General features: G+C 64.2%; 24 protein-coding genes. 15 read left to right on the forward strand and 9 right to left on the reverse strand.

Going from position 1 to position 19,855, the window contains the following annotated elements:
* Positions 1-149: 149 nt before the first annotated feature.
* The 7 genes from QCE62_RS19790 to QCE62_RS19820 all read left to right on the forward strand — a co-directional run bounded on the left by QCE62_RS19790 (position 150) and on the right by QCE62_RS19820 (position 3,917).
* The gene (locus tag QCE62_RS19790; protein ID WP_309922090.1) at positions 150-359 is read left to right on the forward strand and encodes a hypothetical protein; all 210 of its coding nucleotides are present in this window, start codon (positions 150-152) and stop codon (positions 357-359) included.
* A 49-nt stretch (positions 360-408) separates the two neighbouring features.
* Positions 409-825 (forward strand): hypothetical protein, encoded by a 417-nt coding sequence (locus tag QCE62_RS19795; RefSeq protein ID WP_309922094.1) that lies wholly within the window; start codon positions 409-411, stop codon positions 823-825.
* A gap of 69 nt (positions 826-894) precedes the next feature.
* Positions 895-1,410, forward strand: coding sequence for a hypothetical protein (locus QCE62_RS19800; RefSeq protein ID WP_309922097.1), 516 nt, complete (start codon positions 895-897; stop codon positions 1,408-1,410).
* Between the two features lie 25 nt (positions 1,411-1,435).
* The gene (locus QCE62_RS19805; RefSeq protein ID WP_309922101.1) at positions 1,436-1,765 is read left to right on the forward strand and encodes a hypothetical protein; all 330 of its coding nucleotides are present in this window, start codon (positions 1,436-1,438) and stop codon (positions 1,763-1,765) included.
* Positions 1,766-1,797: 32 nt separating this feature from the next.
* Positions 1,798-2,640, forward strand: coding sequence for a YfdQ family protein (locus QCE62_RS19810; RefSeq protein ID WP_309922103.1), 843 nt, complete (start codon positions 1,798-1,800; stop codon positions 2,638-2,640).
* A 327-nt stretch (positions 2,641-2,967) separates the two neighbouring features.
* Positions 2,968-3,240, forward strand: a complete 273-nt coding sequence (locus tag QCE62_RS19815) for a hypothetical protein (protein ID WP_309922105.1) — start codon at positions 2,968-2,970, stop codon at positions 3,238-3,240.
* Positions 3,237-3,917, forward strand: a complete 681-nt coding sequence (locus tag QCE62_RS19820; protein ID WP_309922108.1) for a hypothetical protein — start codon at positions 3,237-3,239, stop codon at positions 3,915-3,917. Before QCE62_RS19815 ends, QCE62_RS19820 begins: the two co-directional genes overlap by 4 nt.
* Here the strand turns inward: QCE62_RS19820 and QCE62_RS19825 are convergent.
* Entirely contained in the window at positions 3,914-4,150 is a 237-nt protein-coding gene (locus QCE62_RS19825; protein WP_309922111.1) for a hypothetical protein, read from the reverse strand. The genes QCE62_RS19820 and QCE62_RS19825 overlap by 4 nt on opposite strands.
* Before the next feature lie 11 nt (positions 4,151-4,161).
* Here QCE62_RS19825 and QCE62_RS19830 point away from each other — a divergent pair, with 11 nt between their 5' ends.
* The 6 genes from QCE62_RS19830 (at position 4,162) to QCE62_RS19855 (ending at position 9,498) form a co-directional block, all read left to right on the forward strand.
* Entirely contained in the window at positions 4,162-5,100 is a 939-nt protein-coding gene (locus QCE62_RS19830) for a phage Gp37/Gp68 family protein (protein WP_309922113.1), read from the forward strand.
* Positions 5,097-6,659, forward strand: a complete 1,563-nt coding sequence (locus tag QCE62_RS19835; RefSeq protein WP_309922115.1) for a DNA cytosine methyltransferase — start codon at positions 5,097-5,099, stop codon at positions 6,657-6,659. Before QCE62_RS19830 ends, QCE62_RS19835 begins: the two co-directional genes overlap by 4 nt.
* An 80-nt stretch (positions 6,660-6,739) precedes the next feature.
* Positions 6,740-7,924: a phosphoadenosine phosphosulfate reductase family protein gene (locus QCE62_RS19840; RefSeq protein WP_309922117.1), complete on the forward strand. Its 1,185-nt coding sequence runs from the start codon at positions 6,740-6,742 to the stop codon at positions 7,922-7,924.
* The gene (locus tag QCE62_RS19845; RefSeq protein WP_309922120.1) at positions 7,921-8,193 is read left to right on the forward strand and encodes a hypothetical protein; all 273 of its coding nucleotides are present in this window, start codon (positions 7,921-7,923) and stop codon (positions 8,191-8,193) included. The genes QCE62_RS19840 and QCE62_RS19845 overlap by 4 nt, the downstream gene beginning before the upstream one ends.
* Before the next feature lie 41 nt (positions 8,194-8,234).
* Entirely contained in the window at positions 8,235-9,077 is an 843-nt protein-coding gene (locus QCE62_RS19850; protein ID WP_309922123.1) for a hypothetical protein, read from the forward strand.
* The gene (locus QCE62_RS19855) at positions 9,061-9,498 is read left to right on the forward strand and encodes an HNH endonuclease signature motif containing protein (RefSeq protein WP_309922125.1); all 438 of its coding nucleotides are present in this window, start codon (positions 9,061-9,063) and stop codon (positions 9,496-9,498) included. The genes QCE62_RS19850 and QCE62_RS19855 overlap by 17 nt, the downstream gene beginning before the upstream one ends.
* Here the strand turns inward: QCE62_RS19855 and QCE62_RS19860 are convergent.
* Positions 9,484-9,714, reverse strand: coding sequence for a hypothetical protein (locus QCE62_RS19860; protein WP_309922127.1), 231 nt, complete (start codon positions 9,712-9,714; stop codon positions 9,484-9,486). The two genes, QCE62_RS19855 and QCE62_RS19860, sit on opposite strands and share 15 nt — an antisense overlap.
* Before the next feature lie 102 nt (positions 9,715-9,816).
* Here QCE62_RS19860 and QCE62_RS19865 point away from each other — a divergent pair, with 102 nt between their 5' ends.
* Both QCE62_RS19865 and QCE62_RS19870 read left to right on the forward strand, forming a co-directional pair.
* On the forward strand, positions 9,817-10,014 hold the full coding sequence (locus QCE62_RS19865; protein ID WP_309922130.1) for an excisionase: 198 nt from the start codon (positions 9,817-9,819) through the stop codon (positions 10,012-10,014).
* Positions 10,011-11,120 carry a tyrosine-type recombinase/integrase gene (locus tag QCE62_RS19870; RefSeq protein ID WP_309922134.1) on the forward strand — a complete coding sequence of 370 codons (1,110 nt, stop codon included), beginning with the start codon at positions 10,011-10,013 and terminating at the stop codon, positions 11,118-11,120. The genes QCE62_RS19865 and QCE62_RS19870 overlap by 4 nt, the downstream gene beginning before the upstream one ends.
* 637 nt (positions 11,121-11,757) lie before the next feature.
* On the opposite strand, the gene QCE62_RS19875 is transcribed toward QCE62_RS19870, so the two are convergent.
* From QCE62_RS19875 to QCE62_RS19905, 7 genes are all read right to left on the reverse strand, one after another.
* Positions 11,758-12,702 carry a LysR family transcriptional regulator gene (locus QCE62_RS19875; protein WP_309922138.1) on the reverse strand — a complete coding sequence of 315 codons (945 nt, stop codon included), beginning with the start codon at positions 12,700-12,702 and terminating at the stop codon, positions 11,758-11,760.
* Between the two features lie 827 nt (positions 12,703-13,529).
* Positions 13,530-14,288, reverse strand: coding sequence for a flagellar brake protein (locus tag QCE62_RS19880; RefSeq protein ID WP_309922141.1), 759 nt, complete (start codon positions 14,286-14,288; stop codon positions 13,530-13,532).
* Between the two features lie 188 nt (positions 14,289-14,476).
* Positions 14,477-15,496 (reverse strand): ABC transporter substrate-binding protein, encoded by a 1,020-nt coding sequence (locus tag QCE62_RS19885; RefSeq protein ID WP_309922143.1) that lies wholly within the window; start codon positions 15,494-15,496, stop codon positions 14,477-14,479.
* Positions 15,497-15,525: 29 nt separating this feature from the next.
* Positions 15,526-16,431, reverse strand: a complete 906-nt coding sequence (locus tag QCE62_RS19890; RefSeq protein WP_309922146.1) for an SMP-30/gluconolactonase/LRE family protein — start codon at positions 16,429-16,431, stop codon at positions 15,526-15,528.
* Between the two features lie 38 nt (positions 16,432-16,469).
* A complete protein-coding gene (locus QCE62_RS19895) occupies positions 16,470-17,459 on the reverse strand; it encodes an ABC transporter permease (RefSeq protein WP_309922148.1) in 990 nt (329 codons plus the stop codon).
* A complete protein-coding gene (locus QCE62_RS19900) occupies positions 17,456-18,391 on the reverse strand; it encodes an ABC transporter permease (RefSeq protein WP_309922150.1) in 936 nt (311 codons plus the stop codon). Before QCE62_RS19900 ends, QCE62_RS19895 begins: the two co-directional genes overlap by 4 nt.
* Positions 18,388-19,845, reverse strand: a complete 1,458-nt coding sequence (locus tag QCE62_RS19905; protein ID WP_309922153.1) for a sugar ABC transporter ATP-binding protein — start codon at positions 19,843-19,845, stop codon at positions 18,388-18,390. The genes QCE62_RS19900 and QCE62_RS19905 overlap by 4 nt, the downstream gene beginning before the upstream one ends.
* Positions 19,846-19,855: the final 10 nt, after the last annotated feature.

Below are 19,855 nucleotides of genomic sequence, written 5' to 3' on the forward strand. Positions count from 1 at the left end.
CCCTGAGAGGAGGACGGCGTGGCATGCCTGAACTTAGAGGCTCGCCTGCGTGGATAAGTGAAGCGCGAACAGTCGTGACAGGTCGGAGAGACGGCCACCAATTCAAACCGCAGCGCGACGGTCTCGCGCACTAGATCAGGGACACAGAAATGTTTGTCGTCTACTACCGCTTCAAGGCGAACGGCTATTTCCTGTACGGCGAAGGCGATGCGCCTTGCGGATACGGTGGTACGGCGCAGTTTTCTGAAGCCGCGAAGTTCAAGACAGCGAAGAAAGCCCGCGAGATCGGTGAAGCATATCTGCGGATGTCGCGGGCAGACCCCGATGTGTCCGAAGTGGTCGTTCTCAAGCAAGCATAAATTCAAACCGCCGCGTGACGGGTTCACGCACTACACGAGGAGCATCACCATGGTTCGCAAGGCAATTCTGGCACTCGCAGTCATCGCAGCATTCATCGGTCACGCCCAGGCGGCTGACTCGTTCTCGGTCGGCGGCGGTTTCGGTTCGTCGGCGACGCTCTCGGGGGGCTCGATGGCTTCGAGCGGCTCGAACGGCAACGGGTTCTCGCAGCAGTCGTCGTTCTCCAACGGAGCGGGCTTCGCGGCCGGCGGAACGGCGATGGGCGCGGCGGCACTTCCGGCTGGATTCGGCGCGACCGCCGGCGGTGCGTCGTACTCGGGTGTCGCGGGCGGTTCGACGACGAACAGCGCGTCCGGCGGATTCACGACCGGCGACGGCTATGGCGCGACGAAGGGCGGCGCCGGCATCGACTACAGCTCGTACGGCTACAGCGGCCTGAACGGCTCGTACTCGTACAGCCACTGACCCAGAAACGAAGAGGCCCCGGGTGCTAGGAACACCCGAGGCCTGACTCCACACGAGGAAGGAGCCGCCATGAATAAATTCACAGCCGTCGCAATCGTAGCACTTCTGGGAGCAGCGAATGCCCACGCACAAAGCACTTCGTCTGCCACTCAAACCTCGACGTCGCAATCCGTGGCTCAGGGACAGATTGAGTTTAGCCAGTCGCCGGAGCACACGTCGTCAACTGTCAGAAACGTTTCATCGCCTGTTCTCGGCGCATACGCGTCGTCTTTCTCCCAATTCAACTGCGGGCAGACAACGCAGGGCGGCTTTGCTGTGGCGGGGTTCAGCGGCGCCTTCGGTTCGAGCAAGGACCAGCGGTCGTGCGTACTGGAAGTCGCTGCTGCAGAAATGACCCGGCAGTCCACCGTCGACCCCGACAACGCGGCCGCCCTGCGCAGCGCCGCGATCGGGATCCGTTGCCAGATCAGCGAAGAGATCTACCAGGCAATGCGCGACGCCGGTTTCGAATGCAAGCGCAAACCCAAGACTCTGACGGCGCGCGAAGAGACGCAGCCCGAGTCGACACGAATTGCAGGCAACTGATTTCAACCCACGATCGGAGGATCGGATGAAGAAGGCTTTCACGCAGACGCTGATGGAGTTGCGCGGCGGCGCAGTCGTCGAAGAAGCGACGAACGAACTGAACACCCTCGTCGCGATGGTCCGCGACACCGGCAAGGCCGGGAAGATCACGATTACCGTCGAGGTGAAGCCGTTCGCCAAGGTGCAGGACGCGCTCGAGGTGACCGGCAAGGTCGTCGCCACTCTGCCGCGCGAGAAAGAATCGGCTGAAGTCTTCTTCCCGACCGTCGAGAACAACCTGTCGCGCCACAGCGAGCGGCAGACCGAGCTGCCCGGCATCTCGCTCGCCGATTCCCGCTCCGCCGCCCACGGCTGAGCAAAACGTCCATCCACCACTGAGAAAAACAGATGATCAACGAATTCCACGGCGAACAAGACGTCGCAGCAATCCTCAGCGCAGGCACTGCGCTCGCAGGTCCGCAGAAGAGCCCACTACCCGACGGCAAGCCGTTCGTGATTGTGCCGGAAGGCTTCAAGACGCAGACGCTCGAAGACGTGTTTGCGAACCCCGCGCGCGCTGCGGGCACGGTCAAGCTGCGCGACGCCGCCAGCTTCATCGAATATTTCAACCGCCAGAAGCGCCCCGAGAGCCTCATCTACGCGTCGCTCGACCCGGCACGCATCCTCGGCGTCATTGACGACCATCTGGCCTACGACGAAGCGCTGGCCGGCGACGACAAGGCGAAGGGCGCCAACTGGCGCGCGTACCGCGTCGAGTTCCCGGTGCCCGCCTCCCGCGAGTGGAAGACGTGGACCAGCAAGGACCGCCAGCCGATGGGCCAGCTTGAACTCGCAGAACTGATCGAGGACAACCTGCCCGACATCACCAGCCCGGACGGCTCGACGATGCTCAGCATCGCGCTCAACTTCGAAGCCAGCAAGGAAGGCAACTTCGTGTCGGCAGCGCGCCTGCAGGACGGAAGCACGAACTTCGTCTGGAAGGAAGACGTGAACGCCACCGGCAACAAGATCGCGATGCCGTCGCAGATCAGGCTCAGCATCCCTGTCTTCGAGAACGGCGCGCCCTACTCGATCGACGCGCGGATCAAGTACCGCATCAAGGATGGCGTGCTGAAGATCTGGTACGAACTGATCCGCCCGCACAAGGTGCTCGAAGCCGCGTTCCGCGCAGTCTGGGCGCAGATCGAAGAGCAGACGGCCAAGAAGATCCTGCTCGGCACGCCCGAGTAACCAGTTAGCCCAACCAACCCCGCGTGCCGGCGCGTAAAGCGGCGGCCTGATGGCGCGTGTTCAATTTAATGGATGAAGTACTTGATCGATGTAGTCCATCGCTTTGTTCTTCGCCTCGAGCAGGGCGTCCTCCTTCGTAGACGAGCACTGGCCGCTCGATATGCCGAATGCTTTTCTGTCGACGTTGAATGCCCATCTCCATTGCCCGTCTGTTTCTTGTACGGCGTGAACCCTGACGCATCTGCCTCGGTATTCGAACTCGTCGGAGTGCATGTCTGTTTTTAAGCATGCGAGAAGGATTTGATTATGACCGAAAGTACTTTTTGGATGCTTCACATCCAAGGTCCAGACGATATTGTCGCCGCGCCGTCGCGCGAGCAGGCCAACGCCGTCGCCGCTGCGTTCAATGCGTATTGGGGCGCATATCTCGCCAAGCAGCGTGCGCAGTCCGTTGCCGACGGCCGCAATCCGGATCACTGGCCGAGCGTGTCGGCAGTCGTCACCGAATGGCGCTGTACGGCGCGAGAGCACGCACACAGCGTCGAGGTGTACTGGCCGGACTATGCGGACTACCTGAAGTTGCAGGAGCCGCAATCGTGAAAGAGCGCCCTATCCTCTTCAGCGGACCGATGGTGCGCGCTCTGCTCGACGGTCGCAAGACGCAGACGCGGCGCGTTGTGAAGGCGCGGCCGGGCTGGCCCATTGGATTCGTCGGCGGCGCCGGCGATCAGGACGATCCACGCTGCTACGGCTTCGAGGATCTGAACACGGCTCAATGGTGGACGCTCGCCGCGGACGGCGGCGACGATAACCACCAGATCCCGTGCCCCTACGGCGCGCCCGGTGATCGTCTGTGGGTGCGCGAGACGTTCCTATACGTCGGGCCCGGAAGCGGATCGGATCTGCCGAGCTATCAGGAAGAGCGTGCGAATCCAGCGAACCACAAGGTTTCGAACTGCTGGTATCGCGCATCGCGGCCGGATGAAACGCTCGTCTGGTCGCCGTCCATCCACATGCCGCGCTGGGCGTCGCGCATCACCCTCGAAGTCACCGGCGTGCGCGTCGAGCGTCTCGACCAGATCACCGAAGACGACGCCCAGGCCGAAGGCGCGGCGCCCGCTTGGCTGGATGTCGACGGCGAGACGGTGAACCTTGGCCAGCCCACCTATCGCCAAGGCTTCGCGCGTCTCTGGCGCGACATCAATGGCGACGAGTCATGGGACGCCAATCCGTGGGTCTGGGTCGTCGAGTTCAGAAGGATCGAAGCAAGCGCCTAGGCATCACCGGGTGGCAAGTTGTCCGCTTTGTGATTCGCGTCATTTTCAGCTTCAAGCATCGCCCCGCCTTCTGACGCGGCCGGGCGCTCGCGCAGAGCGGTGTAGTTCAGGGCGTCAATCGTGTAATCCCAATTCCACCTACCGCCTTTCACTTCCGTGACGTTGATGTTGATGTGGTGCCCATTGCGCACATAACTCTTGTTTGGCATGTCGACCCCGTAGATTTGTTTCAAGGAATCCTAGCATGAGCGAGAACAGCAAGATCGAGTGGACAGACCACACGTTCAACCCGTGGGAAGGCTGCCAGAAGGTCGGTCCGGGTTGCGATCACTGCTACGCCGAGACGCGCAATGCGCGCTTCGCTGGCGGCACGGCCGTCAACTGGGGACCGGGCGCGCCGCGGCGCCGAACTTCGCCAGCGAACTGGCGCAAGCCGCTCCAGTGGAATCGCGACGGCACGTTCTACGCACTGCACGGCCGCCGCCAGCGCGTCTTCTGCGCATCGCTCGCCGACGTGTTCGACAACGAGGTCGATCTGCTGTGGCGTCGCGACCTCTTCCGACTGATCGCCGAGACGCCGAACCTCGACTGGCTGCTGCTGACGAAGCGGATCGGAAACGTTCCGACGATGCTCCGCCATATCGGCGTCGAGCAACTGCCGGACAACGTCTGGCTCGGCGCGACGGTCGTCAACCAGGCCGAAGCAGACCGCGACATCCCGAAGCTTCTCGCGGTACCGGCGAGCGTCCGGTTCCTCTCGATGGAGCCGCTGCTCGGTCCCGTCGATCTGAGACTCGATTGGCGAAACGACATCGCGCGCTGGGACGATCGCGGACGCGATTTGCCTCTGCGGCGCATTGATTGGGTCATCGTCGGGGGCGAAAGCGGCCCCGGCGCGCGACCGATGCATCCCGACTGGGCGAGATCGCTGCGCGACCAGTGCGCGGCCGCTGACGTGCCCTTCCTGTTCAAGCAGTGGGGCGAATGGATCGCTGAAGGCGTGCAGATGTCCACCCCGCTCAAACGCACGCCCGATCCGTACCGGCGCCGCTGGGTTGCCGATGATGCCGACGACGATCGATACACGCGGACCGCTGCGGCTGTCCATCCTGTCGGCAAGAAGGCCGCCGGCCGCCAGCTCGACGGCGTCACGCACGACGAATTTCCACGGAGCCATGCATGAAGCGTGACCTGATGTCATTGCCCCTCGACCTCGGCAGCGAACTGATCGTCGACAACTTCGCCGGCGGCGGCGGCGCGAGCACTGGCCTCGAGCGCGCGTTCGGCCGCCCGGTCGATGTCGCGATTAACCACGACCCCGAGGCGCTCGCGATGCACGCGGCGAATCACCCGCACACCGCGCACCACTGCGAAAGCGTGTTCGACGTCGATCCCGACGAGATCACTGGGAATCAGCCGGTGGCGCTCGTTTGGCTGTCGCCGGACTGCAAGCACCACTCGAAGGCCAAGGGCGGCAAGCCGGTCGACAAGAAGATTCGCGGCCTGGCGTGGATCGCGCTGCGCTGGGCGGCGAAGGTCAAGCCGCGCGTGATCATGCTGGAGAACGTCGAGGAGTTCCAGCACTGGGGCCCGCTCACGGCCGATGGCCGCCCGGATCCGAAGCAGCGCGGCCGCACATTCCGCTCGTTCGTGAACGCGCTCCAGCGCCACGGGTACCGCGTCGAATGGCGCGAGCTGCGCGCCTGCGACTATGGCGCGCCGACGATCCGAAAGCGCCTGTTCCTTGTCGCGCGGCGCGACCACCTGCCAATCGTCTGGCCGGCCCCAACGCACGGCGCGCCGGCGAGCGTCGGCGTGAAGTCCGGCAAGCTGCAGCCGTGGCGCACCGCGGCGGAATGCATCGACTGGTCGATCCCGTGCCCGTCGATCTTCGAGCGCGCGCGTCCGCTGAAGGACGCGACGCTGCGGCGCATCGCGCGCGGCATCATGAAGTTCGTCGTGAACAGCGCGGACCCGTTCATCGTCCATCTCACGCATCACGGCGCGGACCGGGCAGCGAGCATCGATGTCCCGCTGGCGACGGTGACCGGCGCGCACCGCGGCGAGCAGGCGGTGATCGTGCCGACGCTGGTTCAGACGGGATACGGCGAGCGGCCCGGACAGGCGCCGCGCGTGCCGGGCCTCGACAAGCCTCTCGGCACGATCGTCGCCGGCGGCGCGAAACATGCGCTCGTCGCGGCCTTCCTTGCCAAGCACTATGGCGGCAACGAGACGCCCGGCGCGGCGCTCGCCGACCCGATGAGCACGATCACGACGCAGGATCACCACGCGTTGGTGACGTCGAACCTGATCAAGCTGCGCGGCACGTGCCGCGACGGACAGCCCACCGACGAACCTCTCCACACGATCAGCGCCGGCGGCATGCACCACGCCGAGGTGCGCGCCTTCTTGGTCAAGTACTACGGCAATGAGAAAGACGGCGTCGACCTGCACGAGCCGCTGCACACCGTGCCCACGCACGACCGGTTCGGCCTGGTCACCATCCGCGGCGAGGACTACGCGATCGTCGACATCGGCATGCGCATGCTCACGCCACGCGAGCTGGCGCGCGCGCAAGGCTTCCCTGACAGCTACGTGCTTGACCCGTTGTTTAACGGCAAGCCGCTGTCGAAGACCTCGCAGGTCAGGATGATCGGCAACAGCGTCTGCCCTGACCTTGCCACCGCACTGATCGTCGCGAACTTCGCGCACGAGAAGCAGATCGCCGGCGTGGCCGCGTGATTCGAAACACCTATTGCGAGAGAGAAATGAGCCTGCAACTTCAGACGGACATTTTCGCCGAAGGCACGCAACGCCTGCAGATGACCGAGTCGATCGAGCTGACGATCCAGTCGATGCAGGCCTACGGCCCGGATCACGAGCACTGGGGCATCGCGTGGTCCGGCGGAAAGGACAGCACGGCGACGCTCACCGTGATCTGCTGGCTGATCGACACCGGGAAGATTGCGCGGCCGAAGACGCTGACGGTGTTTTACGCGGACACCCGACAAGAACTCTCGCCACTGGCGATCTCCGCCGAGCGGATCATGGACGAGTTGCGCGAGCGCGGCATCGCGGTCGAGGTGGTGCGCGCGCCGCTCGACAAGCGGTTCATGGTCTACATCCTCGGGCGCGGCGTCCCGCCACCGAACAACAACACGCTGCGCTGGTGCACGCGGCAGATCAAGATCGATCCGATGGAGGACGCGCTGCGCCAGCGTCTCGAGGGCATCGGCGGCAACATCCTGATGATCACCGGCGTGCGCCAAGGCGAGAGCGCGATCCGCGACCGGCGCATCGAGATGAGCTGCGGCAAGGACGGCGCCGAATGCGGGCAAGGCTGGTATCAGCAGGTGCTGCCGAACGCGCGCGGCCTGCGCGGCCGGATCGCGACGCTTGCGCCGCTGCTTCACTGGCGCGTCTGCCACGTCTGGGAATGGCTGCGTCACTGGGCACCAGAGGCAGAATTCGGAGACTGGTCGACGCGCGCGATTGCGGACGCCTATGGCGGCGACGAGGCAGAGGAACTGAACGCGCGCACCGGGTGCATTGGCTGCCCGCTCGCCCAGGAAGAGAAGGCGCTCGAAACCGTGCTGCGAAACCCGCAATGGGCATATCTCGCGCCGCTGCGCGGCATAAAGCCGCTTTGGCGGGAACTGCGCGAGCCACAGCATCGACTGCGCAAGCCAGGCCGCGAACTTCTGAAAGACGGCTCGTTCGCGAAGAATCCGCAGCGCCTCGGGCCGCTGACGTTCGAAGCCCGGCTGATGGGCCTCGATCGCATCCTGTCGATTCAGGACGAATGCAACCGCGCAGCGCGCGCCGCCGGCCGGCCTCTCATCAATCTGATCGACGCTGAGGAAGAGGCGCGGATCCGCGAGCTGATCGCGGCCGAGACATGGCCGCAGGGCTGGGAAGGCGACGAGCCGACCGGCGATGTGATTCTCGACGTCGTCTATGCCAACGGCGCCGTGCAGCCGCGGCTCTTCAGCGAGGAGGACGCGTGAACGCACCCACCACTCAGCGAGAGCTTCAGCTTCTGCTCGACGGCGGCTTTGACCCCGTCGCCTACTGGGCGGACAAGCCCTTCAAGAAGTGGGTCGTCGACGTCGGCTTCTGGAATGGCAGTGGTTGGAAAGGCGAGACAGTGCTTGTGCGTGCGTCGTCGCGCGACGGCGCCGAGCGCACCGCGATCGCCAATGTACGACGCGCGAAGAGCGCGAAAACCCACGCCAGACTTGCAACGCCGCGCGATCTCGGCTGCGTGCCCGCCTGACCCGCTGTCTCGACGCAGCGACAACGATATTGGGGATTGGAATGACCGAAGACCAGATTGAACAGCATGCCTATAAGCACAGTTGCGACGATGACGAACCGCTGTTCTCGTTCAGCCGTCGCGATCTCTTTGCGTTCGCCCGCGCGCTTCTCTCCTCCGCGCTTGCCACAGAAGGTGGAGAGGCGAAGCCGTTCCAGGCGCGCGTGCAGCCGTGGCTGATGGAGTGCTTCGGCAAGAAGATCGCCGGCGACCGCGAGGAGCGCAATCACCGCTTTTTCGAGGAGGCGGGCGAGCTTGTGCAGGCGTGCGGCATGAGCGCGAGCGAGGCACACCAGCTCGTCGAATACGTATGGAATCGGCAGGTCGGCGAGAAACATCAGGAGGTCGGCGGCGTCATGGTCACGCTCGCCGCGCTGTGCCTCGCGAATGGCCTCGACATGCACGCGGCTGGCGAAACGGAACTGGCGCGCATCTGGACGAAGGTGGAGGCCATCCGCGCGAAGCAGGCTGCGAAGCCGAAGCATTCACCGCTGCCAGTCGCGGGCGCCGTTCCTCATTCTCAAGGAAAGAAGGCGGCGGCGAGCGAGGATCCGGGCGCGCCGCTGCGCATGCCCCTGCTCGCTGAAGATCACAAGGGCATGCGCGTCGACTACTCGGGCATGTTTAAGTGGGCCGCGAGCGCTCTCGCCCGCGGCAGCAGCGAGCCTGCGCTGGCCGAAATGCTTCGCCAGTTGAAGGAGCACATCTCCGAGCTGGGCAAGCGCTGGTATGGCGGAGATACAGCTGTCGTCGATGAGTTGCTGCAGCTCTACTGCGTCGAGAGAGGTGCTCGCGAGGTGCTTGTGAACGCTACCCGGGAGACGCACGATGGCGCGGCTGAATAAGGCGGATCGCGAGGCCGTGCGCACGTTGTTCGGCGGCCGGTGCGCGTACTGCGGCGCCGAGCTTGCCGAGCGCTGGCACGTTGACCATGTCGAACCGTCGTTGCGCAAACTGGAGATCGTCCAGACCGCCCAGGGCGTGCAGTGGCGAGCCGGCGCTACCACGCGCCCCGATCGCGATGTGCTGACGAACTATATGCCCGCGTGCCCGCCCTGCAACATCGACAAGCACGCGATGTCGCTGGAGAACTGGCGCGGCAAGCTGCAGCGGACCATCCAGGTGCTGATGAACAACTCGCCCACCTTTCGGCACGCGGTCAGGTTCGGGATGCTCCACGTGCTGGAAGCGCCCGTCGTGTTCTATTTCGAGCGCTGCGCGGCGCCGCGCGCGCCGAGCAAGGACGAAGCCTCAGTGCAGGCGTGATGGTCTGAGCTGTTCGAACTGCGGCTCGATGATCGCAAGTAGGTCGATGTGCGTGTATCCGGGTGCGCGGGCCTTCACCAGCGATTCGAAGACGGCTTGATGCGCATGGCGATGCACGCCGTTGTAGTCGTCGTATTCGCCGAATTGTCCCGCGACGATCGTCTCGGCGTCCTGCTGGGACGATTCAAGAATTTGGGTGGCTTGGGTCTTGTTCATGCCCGAAGTATCGGCGCGCCCAGGCAGAACTTTAGGAAGTGGAATGCAGCAGCAAATCGAAGAATTTATGCGCACTACGGCGCGCTATTTATGGGGGAGAGCATGCCGCGACTGATACCGCTCTCAGACTGGGCTATAGAAGTGTTTGGGGAACATAAACCACATCCGAGCACGCTTCTGCGCTGGGTGCATGATGGCCGCATCAGGCCACTGCCGAGGAAGATCGGTCGCACATACTTCGTCGAGCCGAAGGCTGAGTATGTGGAGATCGAATGTGACTTGCTTGAGAGGACGATGTGAACGCACGTAGACGACAGGCCGCGCGACGGAACTGGCCGGAAAATCTCTACCAGAACGCCGAAGGGTATTTGTGGTTCAGAAACCCGATGACCAAGAAGTCAACCGGACTTGGCAGAGACTTGGCGGGAGCCATTAGGAAGGTCAAGCGCGCGAATCTCGAACTGGCTCGTAAGGTCGAAGAGCAAAATCTGCTCACACTCACGGGCGATGGACCGAAGACTCTGGAGCAGCATTGCAAAGACTACGAGAAAGAGTACGCGGCAGATAGAAAGCCGAACACCATCAAGAATTACAAGTCGCAAATTAAGGCGATCATAGCAGACGAGCGTTCTAAAAAGCCCATCGATCAGTTCACGCCAAAGGATGCTGCGGACCTAATTAAAAAAGCAGAATTATCTCGCGGCGCAGCGATGGCGTCGACCATTCGAACCAGGCTTAAAGACATCTTCAGAGATGCCATTACGCATGGATTAATTGAGGCGGGCAAAAATCCTGTTGAATCGGTGCGCAAGCCTAAGGCGGAAGTAAAACGGGCGCGCATGACAGAGGATGATTTTTGGAAGATTCACGAGAAAGCCGAGTATCCATGGCTGAAGAACGCGCTTTTGCTCGCCCTTTTGACCGGGCAACGTGTGAGTGACATTCGGACCGTGCGCTTTGACGACGTGCGCGACGGCTTCGTGTGGATAGACCAGATCAAGAAGAACGGGAAAACCAAAATCAAGATCCCGTTGGACGTATCGCTTGGTAGCCATTCCGTGGCCAGTGTGGTGTCTCAGTGCAGGGATGACGTCGTGAGCCGGTTCCTGATCCATTTCCAAGGCGGCAGGTATGCATCCATGCGAGGCAAGGCGGTGAGCTACGAAACGCTCAATGCGGCTTTCATAGCGGCGCGTGAAAAGGCCGAAATTAAGACGGCGGACGGGCTGACGCCGACCACGTTCCACGAGATCCGTTCTCTCTCCGCACGGCTTCACGCCAAAGCTAACGGCGAGGACTTTGCGCAGGCCCTTCTCGGACACGGATCCAAGGCCATGACAGACCTTTATATCGACCTTCGTGGGCAGCAGTGGGTAGAGGTTCAACTGCCCAAAAAGACGGGTTGATTTTGGAAGATTGTTGAACGAATTTTGAACGCGTCTCGCAAAGCCTCGTGTCGTAAGGCCAGCTAGTCGATACGGACTCCAGCACCGGGTCCGTCACGACGCGGCGCACATAGGTCTGCAGCCAGCCCGGCGAACACGCCGCCAGGATCACATGGGTATCGTAGGTGGCGCGGCCGGGCGCCGAACCCGGCGTGGCCGCGAGCCAGTGGAACAGGGCGAACGTGCCGCCGTGGCGCCGGCACACCGCGCGCATGAGTCGCGACACGTCGAGTTCGCTCGTGCATTCGGACACGTGCGCCGGATGGTGCGCCGCGCCGTGCGGATGCGCTCGGTGGGCAATGGCGTCGAGACAGGTGCGGTAGCGTTGCGCGAGCATTTCCCTGTACGGATCGCGCTCGCGGAATTCGATCAGTTCCGCCACCCCGGACACCGGCAACAGCTGCACGACGACGCTGCCGTCGCGCCGCGTGAGCACACGCTGGAGCATGACTTCGTCGTCGCCGGCATCGTCGAGCCGCAACTCGACCGACCCTTCCCGCACCACGACCCGCTGACTTTCGGCAATGCTGCCGCCCGCCTCACGGTACAGATTGTGGAGCTCACGGCTCATTGCTCAAGACTTCCGCCGGACAGTAGGTTATGTGTTGCGCGCCTGAATCCGCACGAGGCCCGAGTTGATCAGTTGCGTGTCCCAGCGGGCGGGTTCGCCAACCTCCTCGATCAGATGATCGACGAGCACCTTGATGCGCGGCGGCGTGCCTACCGTCTTGCGATACACCGCCGAAATCCGACCGCCGCACGGCGCGTAGTCCTGCAGCACCGGCACCACGTCGCCCGCCAGGATGGCATCCGCCGCGACGAAGGTCGGCAGGATCGCGAGTCCGAGCCCGGCGCGCACCGCTTCCAGCAGGACGGCGCCCGAGTCGGCGCGCATGCGCCTGCCGATGCGGAACGAGCGGTACTTGCCGTCCATCATCAGGCTCCACATGCCGTTGGGTTCGAAGTTGCAGTTGTTGAGGCCGTCGTGATGAATCAGGTCGCCGGGATGCGTCGGCGTGCCGCGCCGTTCGAGATACGCCGGACTCGCGCATACCAGCGTGTGATTGGCCGTGATCGTGCGGGCTACCAGCCGGGAATCCGGGAGCTCGCCGGTCCGGATCGCGACGTCGTACTGTCCGTCCTGCACGTTGCCGATGCGGTTCTGCGCTTCCACGTCGAGGTACAGATCGGGATGCCTTGCCGCGAAGGTCGTGAGGACCGGCCCGAAGTGCGACGCCAGCAGGCTGGTCGGCACCACGATCCGCAGCGCGCCGCGCAGGCTTGACTGGCTATCGCGCACCGACTCTTCCGCGAACTCGACTTCCTCCAGGATCTGCACCGCGCTCTTGTAGAACACGAGGCCCGGCTCGGTCGTCCGCAGCGGCCGGCCCCGTTCGAGCAATGCGCAACCGAGATAGCGTTCGAGCTGGGTGATGCGCTCGCTCACGATCGACTTGGTGGCGCCAAGCCGCCGTGCGGCCTCGGAAATACTTGCCGCTTCCACAACGGCCACGAACGTCGCCATGTCGCTGAACTTGTTCATACTCTTCTCCCCTGATGCGAAAAGCCTGTTCGCGTACCGCTTTTTTGATTCGGCATCCCTGCCTGACCCTTGCATGAAACCGGCAGTGCCGGTGCACCTCACGACGCACAGAGATGTCGATTTCGCGAGATTTTCATGGGGCTGGATCGCCACTTGATATTTTTTGGCGAGTCCTGAATCTAAAATCGTATTCAGCGTTTATTTCGCTGACCAATTCAGAAAATACTTAATGCCCATTTATAAAACACTTAACCCGTTTGCATATTAAACGTTTGAGCGCGGGTTGCCACGGCGGTTAAACCGTGAGCAAGATAAATGACAGGGAAACAAAGGAATTCGAAATTTTCGCATAGGCGCCGGCTTTACCGGGCACTTCGATCGAGGATTCCAATTCGGAGTCCGCGACGGCGCGGCTGATTCATTTCTTTTGGAAATTCATTCGAGACAGCTGGAAAATGACGCGATCACCCCCGGCCCGCGTTGCGCAGTCTACGATGCCAATCTTCGCCGCCGTTAATGATATTAATTTATAGCGGGATAACTTCGGAGAATTGCTTCGGAACGCGACCTTCATCCCAAATATTGAAAATAGCCGTGACAGGGGTGTTATTGCGGATCCAGAAAATCACCATTGCGTCACTTTGGTAATACACGGTAAAGAACGGTATTAATCCAGCAGATTTTCAGCCGCATGTCATTTCAAATCGGCCAAGTGGGAGAAGAAGTCGGAACGCAGAAAAGGGCCGCAAGCCGACGGCTTGCAGCGCTCGTATAAAACTTGAATGCACCGTGGCTCGTCCCCACGAAGCCAGCGGCGCACAGGCGGATCAACGCCCTGCCGTGCGCAGATTGCGGCTTTCGAGTTGCGTAATGACCCGCTGCAACGTGCGTTCCGCGCGACCAGAGAGTTCGATGAACCGGCAGCCGAGCACGGTGCGCGTTTGGCCGGAAGGCGTGATGCTCTGACGCGGCGCGACGATTTCGAGATTGACCGTCACCAGGCTGAACGCGCCCATTTGCAGCGTGACGTCGTTCCAGACAGTCCCGCGCGGCAGCGTTGCAAAGCGTGCGTCGGAGGTCCGCAACGCAATGCCGCCGAGCGACATGTCCTGCAGGTCGAGATCGAACGGATCGCCTTCCGCATCGATGCCGCTCGCGACGAACGGTTCGCCCACCGGCGTCTCCACGCGATGAAACTCGCGCCGCTGGACGAAATACAGCAGTGCGGGAAATGCGGCTTCGAAGGCCGGGCGGCCCTCGAAGCTCACCGGCGTCGCGCGGCCCGTGTCGAACTCCGTGCGGATGCCGCCCGGATGGCTGCGAAACGTGAGGCTGTCGGCAGCGGCGAGCGCGGCGTTGTCGCTGCGCGCGCCGCCGTAGTCGAACACGAAGCGGGCCCTGCGGGAATCGACATCGAGGAGTTGCGTGACAATCTGGCCGCCTTCGAACCCGGCCACCAGAAAGTCCCGGCGGGCCACCAGCCCGCGCAGACAAAGCGCCATCTGCAGCGGATGGCGCAACGCGTAACGCGCGTCGATCTGGCTCGGGCGCGCGGCGGTATCGGCGAAAGTGAGTTCGGCAGTCATGTTGGGTTGGTCTCAGCGTATGGTTTTTTTTCGGCACATGAAGCGCCGCCTTTCACCATGCAGAGCCCGTGCCAACCTGCGCTGAGGCCGTCTGGTCAAGCGGGAGCGGGTTTTAGCCGCCCCCGAAGTGCCCGACGTTACGTTACGTCACGTTCCTTCGTCACGCACATCGAACCGCACGCGGCGGACTACTTCTTGCCGTCCACCACCGCGACCACCTCCTCGCGCGTGTATTCCTTGTTCGCGAGCGCGCCGGCCGGCGTCTTCGCGAGCACGGCATCGAGCTCGTCAGGCTTGACTTCGAGCACCGGCATGCGGATGTCGTGCGGCACTTTCTTGCCGGCGAGAATCTGCTGCGTGACCCAGAACGCAAACGACGACGCCCCCGGCGGAATGGTCACCGACATCGTCTGATAGCCGCTCTTCTTCTGCTCGGCCCACCACGCGAGTTCTTCCTGCCGGTTGCCGAGGATGATGATCGGCGTCGGACGGCCGGCCGCCTTGAGCGCCTGCGCCGCGCCGAAGCCGTCGCCGCCCTGCGTGACGACCGCGTCGATCTTTGGCAGTGTCGGCAGGATGCCCGCCACCTGCTTCTGCGCGACCGTTTGCGTCCAGTCGCCATGCACCGACCCGACGATCTTCATGTCCGGGTACTTCTTCAGCTCGTCGACGATGCCCTGATGGATCTCGTCATCCACCGACACCCCGGCCAGCCCGCGGATCTCCAGCAGGTTGCCCTTGCCGTTGAGGCGTTTGGCGAGGTAATCGACCTGCATGCGCCCCATGCCCTGGAAGTCCACGGCGATGCGATACGCACACGGTTCGGTCGCGATGCCGTCGAACGACACGATGGTCACGCCCGCGCCGCACGCCTGCTTGATGACGCCGTTGAGCGCCGTCGGCGAGACCGCGTCCACCGCGATGGCCTTGTAGCCCTGCAGGATCAGGTTCTGGATCTGCTGCACCTGTTCGGTGGCCTGGCTCTCGGCGGTGGTGAAGCTCGGCGCCGCCGCGACCACCTTCTGCTTGACCGCCGGATCGGCGACATTGGACCAGCTCTTGAGCATCTGCTGGCGCCAGCTGTTGCCGGCATAGTTGTTGGACAGGGCGATCTTCATCGCCGAGGTGTCGCCGCTGGCAACCTGCGCGAACGCGGATGCCGACAGTGCCGTCATGAGCAGGCCCGCGGCCAGTCGATGCAGATGCATGCTGAGTCTCCTGTGGTTGTGCTTGCCGCTCAGCGGCCCGCGCCTCGCACGCCCACGTGCAGCGAGTAGATGGACGAGGTCGCGGCAATGAACAGCCGGTTGCGGTTGAATCCGCCGAAGGTGAGATTCGCCACCACTTCGGGGATCAGGATCTTGCCGAGCAGCGTGCCGTCGGGGGCGTAGCAGTGCACGCCGTCATCGGCGCTGGTCCAGACGTTGCCGTGTTCGTCGAGGCGCATGCCGTCGGGCACGCCGCTCTGCATCTCGATGAACACGCGGCCGTTGCGCAACGCGCCGTCCGCTGCGACGTCGAATACGCGGATATGACGGGGCGCGGCGTCGTCGTGCGAGGCACCGGAGTCCGCCACATACAGCTTCGTCTCGTCGGGCGAGAACGCGAGGCCGTTGGGCTTCACGAAGTCGTCGCAGGCAATCCGCACCTGCCCGTTCTCCGTCACGCGATACACGTTGCAGCGCCCGATCTCGCTGTCCGCGCGATAGCCTTCATAGTCGCTGAGAATGCCGTAGTCGGGATCCGTGAACCAGATTTCGCCGCGCGAATCGACGATCACGTCATTGGGCGAATTGAGCCGCTTGCCTTCGAACTTGTCGGCCAGCACGGTCACGCTGCCGTCGTGCTCAGTGCGTGTGACGCGCCTTGCGCCGTGCTCGCAACTGACGAGCCGTCCTTCGCGGTCGCGCGTGTTGCCGTTGCTGTAGTTCGACGGCGCGCGATGCACGCCCACGCCCATGCCGGGCGCCCAGCGCAGCATGCGGTTGTTCGGGATGTCGCTCCAGATGAGCAGGTCCGAAGCCGGGAAATACACCGGGCCTTCGGCCCACAGACACTGGTCCGTCAGCTTGCTCAGGAAGGCGTTCGGCTGCAGCAGCAGTCTGAAGCGCGGGTCATGGACTTCGATATCGCTGGCTTTCATGTCTCCTCGTCCAGTTGGGTTTTTTCAAGTTGCGCGGTTCAGCGCAGCGCCTTGCCGCCCGCCGCGACCGTCACCGCGATGATGAGCACGCCATAGACGATCGAGCGCACGCCCGCGTCCGCGCCCACCGCGTTGAGCACGGCGTTGGTCAGGAACAGGAACATCGACGCGCCCCACACGCCCGCGATGCTGGCCTTGCCGCCGGTCACGAGCGTGCCGCCGATCACGACCACGGCGATCGAGATCAGCATGTACTCGACGCCCATGTCGAGCGACGCGCCGCCCGACACCGCCGCGAGCAGCAGCGCCGCGAGCGCCGCGATCATCGACGACAGCACGTAGGCGAGGCAGCGCGTGCGATGCACGTTCACGCCGGCGAGCCACGCGGCGCGCGCGTTCTGGCCGATGGCCGAAAGCCGGCGCCCGTACACCGCGCGATGCAGCAGCACGGCGAGCGCGAGAGACAACGCCAGCGCCACGAGCGCGATATAGGGCACGTCGAGCAGACGGCCCGTCGCGAACGCCCCGAGCGCGGGCGGCGGCGGCGGGAGCTGGCGGCCCTGCGTGATCGCGACCGACTGGATGATGAAGCTCGAAGACAGCGTCGCGATGATCGGCGGAATGCGCAGCAGGCGGATCAACGCATAGTTGGCGATGCCCACCACGACGCCCACGCCGAGCGCGGCCGCGACGCCGGTGGCGATCTGGGCGTTGTCGGCGTGCATCGCGTGCATGCCGACCACGCCCGCGAGCGCGATGGTCGAAGGCACGGACAGGTCGATGTTGCCGACGCCCGAGGTGATGACGAGCATCTGCCCGAGCCCGACCAGCACCATGAACACGCCGTAGGTGAGCGCCGTCTGCGCGACATTGCCCGCAATGCCCAGCCCGAAGATCCCGGCGATGGCGATCCACACCAGCACCGCGCCCACGAACGACCACGCCCAGGGCGCCTGGATGTTGCGCAGCCGCGCCCAGCCGCTTTGCGCGGAGGTGGCGACGGCGTCGCTGGAGGATTGCGGATTCATCGGCGTTCTCCTCGTTGCAGCAGCACGCGCAGCGACAGCACGACGATCAGGATCGCGCCCTGCATGCCGACCTGCCAGTCCGCCGAGATGTTGAGGAAGGCGAGGAACGACGCGGCCAGGGTCAGCGTGATCGCGCCGAGCACCGCGCCGATCACGCTCACGCGTCCGCCGACGAACTCGCCGCCGCCGAGGATCACCGCCGCGATCGAGAGCAGCGTGTAGCGCAGGGCGAGATTGGCGTCGGCGGACGTGGTGAGGCCGAGCAGCGACAACCCTGACAGCACGCCGAAGCAGCCCGCCACGCCGTACAGCGTCGCCTTGCTGCGCACCAGCGACCAGCCGAAGCGGCGCATCGCGCGCGGATTGCCGCCCGCGCCGCGAATCCGCACGCCCGCGGAGGTGCGCATCAGCAGCAGATGGCCGATGGCCGCGATCAGCACGGACCAGACGATGGGCGCGGCGATCCACGGCGTCTGATAGCTCATGGCCGTGCCGAGCCACGCGGGACTCGTGCCGCCCGGCGACGGCAGCAGCACGATGGCAAGACCGCTCCACACGAACGAAAGCCCGAGCGTGACGACGATCGACGGGATCTGCCGCAGTTCGATCAGCGCGCCGACGGCGGCATACGCGAGCACGCAGCCGGCCAGCGCCAGCACGCCGAGCCACGGCTGCTTCACGAGCAGCGTCGCGCCGATGCAGGCGACCAGGCTCACGAACGGACCGATCGAGAGATCGAGATCGTTCACGGTGATGATCGCGAGTTGCGCGAGCGTCGCAAGCACGATGGGCACCGCGAGATTCAACAGCAGGTTCGAGCCGAAGTAGCTCATCACCGCGGGCTGCATGACGAGGATCGGCACCAGCACGGCGATCAGTGAAATGGCGGGCAACGCAGCGCGCAAACGCCCTTGAGCAATGGCGAGACTCATGCGGCGTGCTCCTGGAAACTGGCGGCGAGCAGCGCTTCTTCCGTGCATTCGTCGGCGTGCAGGATCCGTGTGACCGCCGACGAGCGGAACACATAGGTACGGTCGCAATGCGACAGCTCTTCGTTCTCGGTCGTGTACCAGACGAAGGTGCGGCCCTTCGCGGCTTCGTCGTGCACGAGTTGATAGATGTCGCGCTTGGTGCCGACATCGACGCCGCGCGTGGGATCGTCCATCAGGATGAGATCGGCGTCCGAGGCGAGCGCGCGCGCGAACAGCACCTTCTGCTGGTTGCCGCCCGATAGCGACAGGATGCCCGCGCTCATCGACGCGCCGCGTATGCCGATCTTCGTGCGCCATGCCTCCACCACCGCGCGCGCCGCCGCGAAGTCGATCAAACCGCGTTTCCTGCGCGCGCCGCCGAGCAGCCAGCGCAGGTCGAGATTGCCGGCAATCGACCAGACCGGGAACACGCCGTCGCGGCCACGGTCGCCCGCGACGAACGCGACTTTTGCGCGCGCCGCGCCATGACCCGTCGCGGCCGTGTAGATGGACAGCAGCGCCTCGGTCTGCCCCTGCCCCGCCAGCCCCGCGAAGCCGACGATCTCGCCACGCGCCGCCTCGATCGCCGTGTGCCTGCGCGCGCCGACCTTCCAGTGGAACTGCGGCCCGGCCTCACGCACGGCACGCGCGCGTTGCGCGGCGGGCGTGCGTTCGGCTTCGAGATGCTGACCCATCGCCTGGATGATCGACGCACGGCTCGTCGCCTCGCGCGGCAACACGCTGACGATGCCGCCGTCGCGCATCACCACGACCCGGTCGGCCACGCGTTCGATCTCGCCCAGCATGTGCGTGATCAGCACGCACGTGATGCCGCGCTCCGCCGCCTGGCGCACGAAGGCGAGCAGCTGGTCGGCGGTGTGGGCGTCGAGCGAGGACGTGGGTTCGTCGAGAATCACGAGCCGCACCGGCGTATCCGTCACCGTGAAACCGCGCGCGATCTCCACCATCTGCTGCTGCGTGAGCGTCAGGTCGGAGACGAGCTCGTTGCCCTTCAGGCCATTGCCCGGAAAGATGGCTTCCAGCGTCTCGCGCATCAGCGCCGTCGCGCGGCGCCGCCAGCCGCGTCCGTGCAACTGCGGATGCACGATGCACATGTTCTCGGCCACCGTCAGGTTCGCGCACAGCGACAGTTCCTGGAACACGCAGCGCACGCCCGCCGCGCGCGCCGCGTTGGCGTCGTAGTGCGGCGCGGCCTGTCCGTCCACCTCGATGCGGCCGTGCGTCGGCGGATAGACGCCCGCGAGCACGGCCATCAGCGTCGACTTGCCTGCGCCGTTGTGTCCGGCGATGCCCACGCATTCGCCGCGCTCGAACGCGAAGTCCACGCCTTCCAGCGCGCGCACCCGGCCGAACGTCTTGCCGATGCCTTCGAAGCGAATCAGCGCGTCATTCATCCACACACTC

It is taken from the genome of Caballeronia sp. LZ033, assembly GCF_031451265.1.
Taxonomy (GTDB): domain Bacteria; phylum Pseudomonadota; class Gammaproteobacteria; order Burkholderiales; family Burkholderiaceae; genus Caballeronia.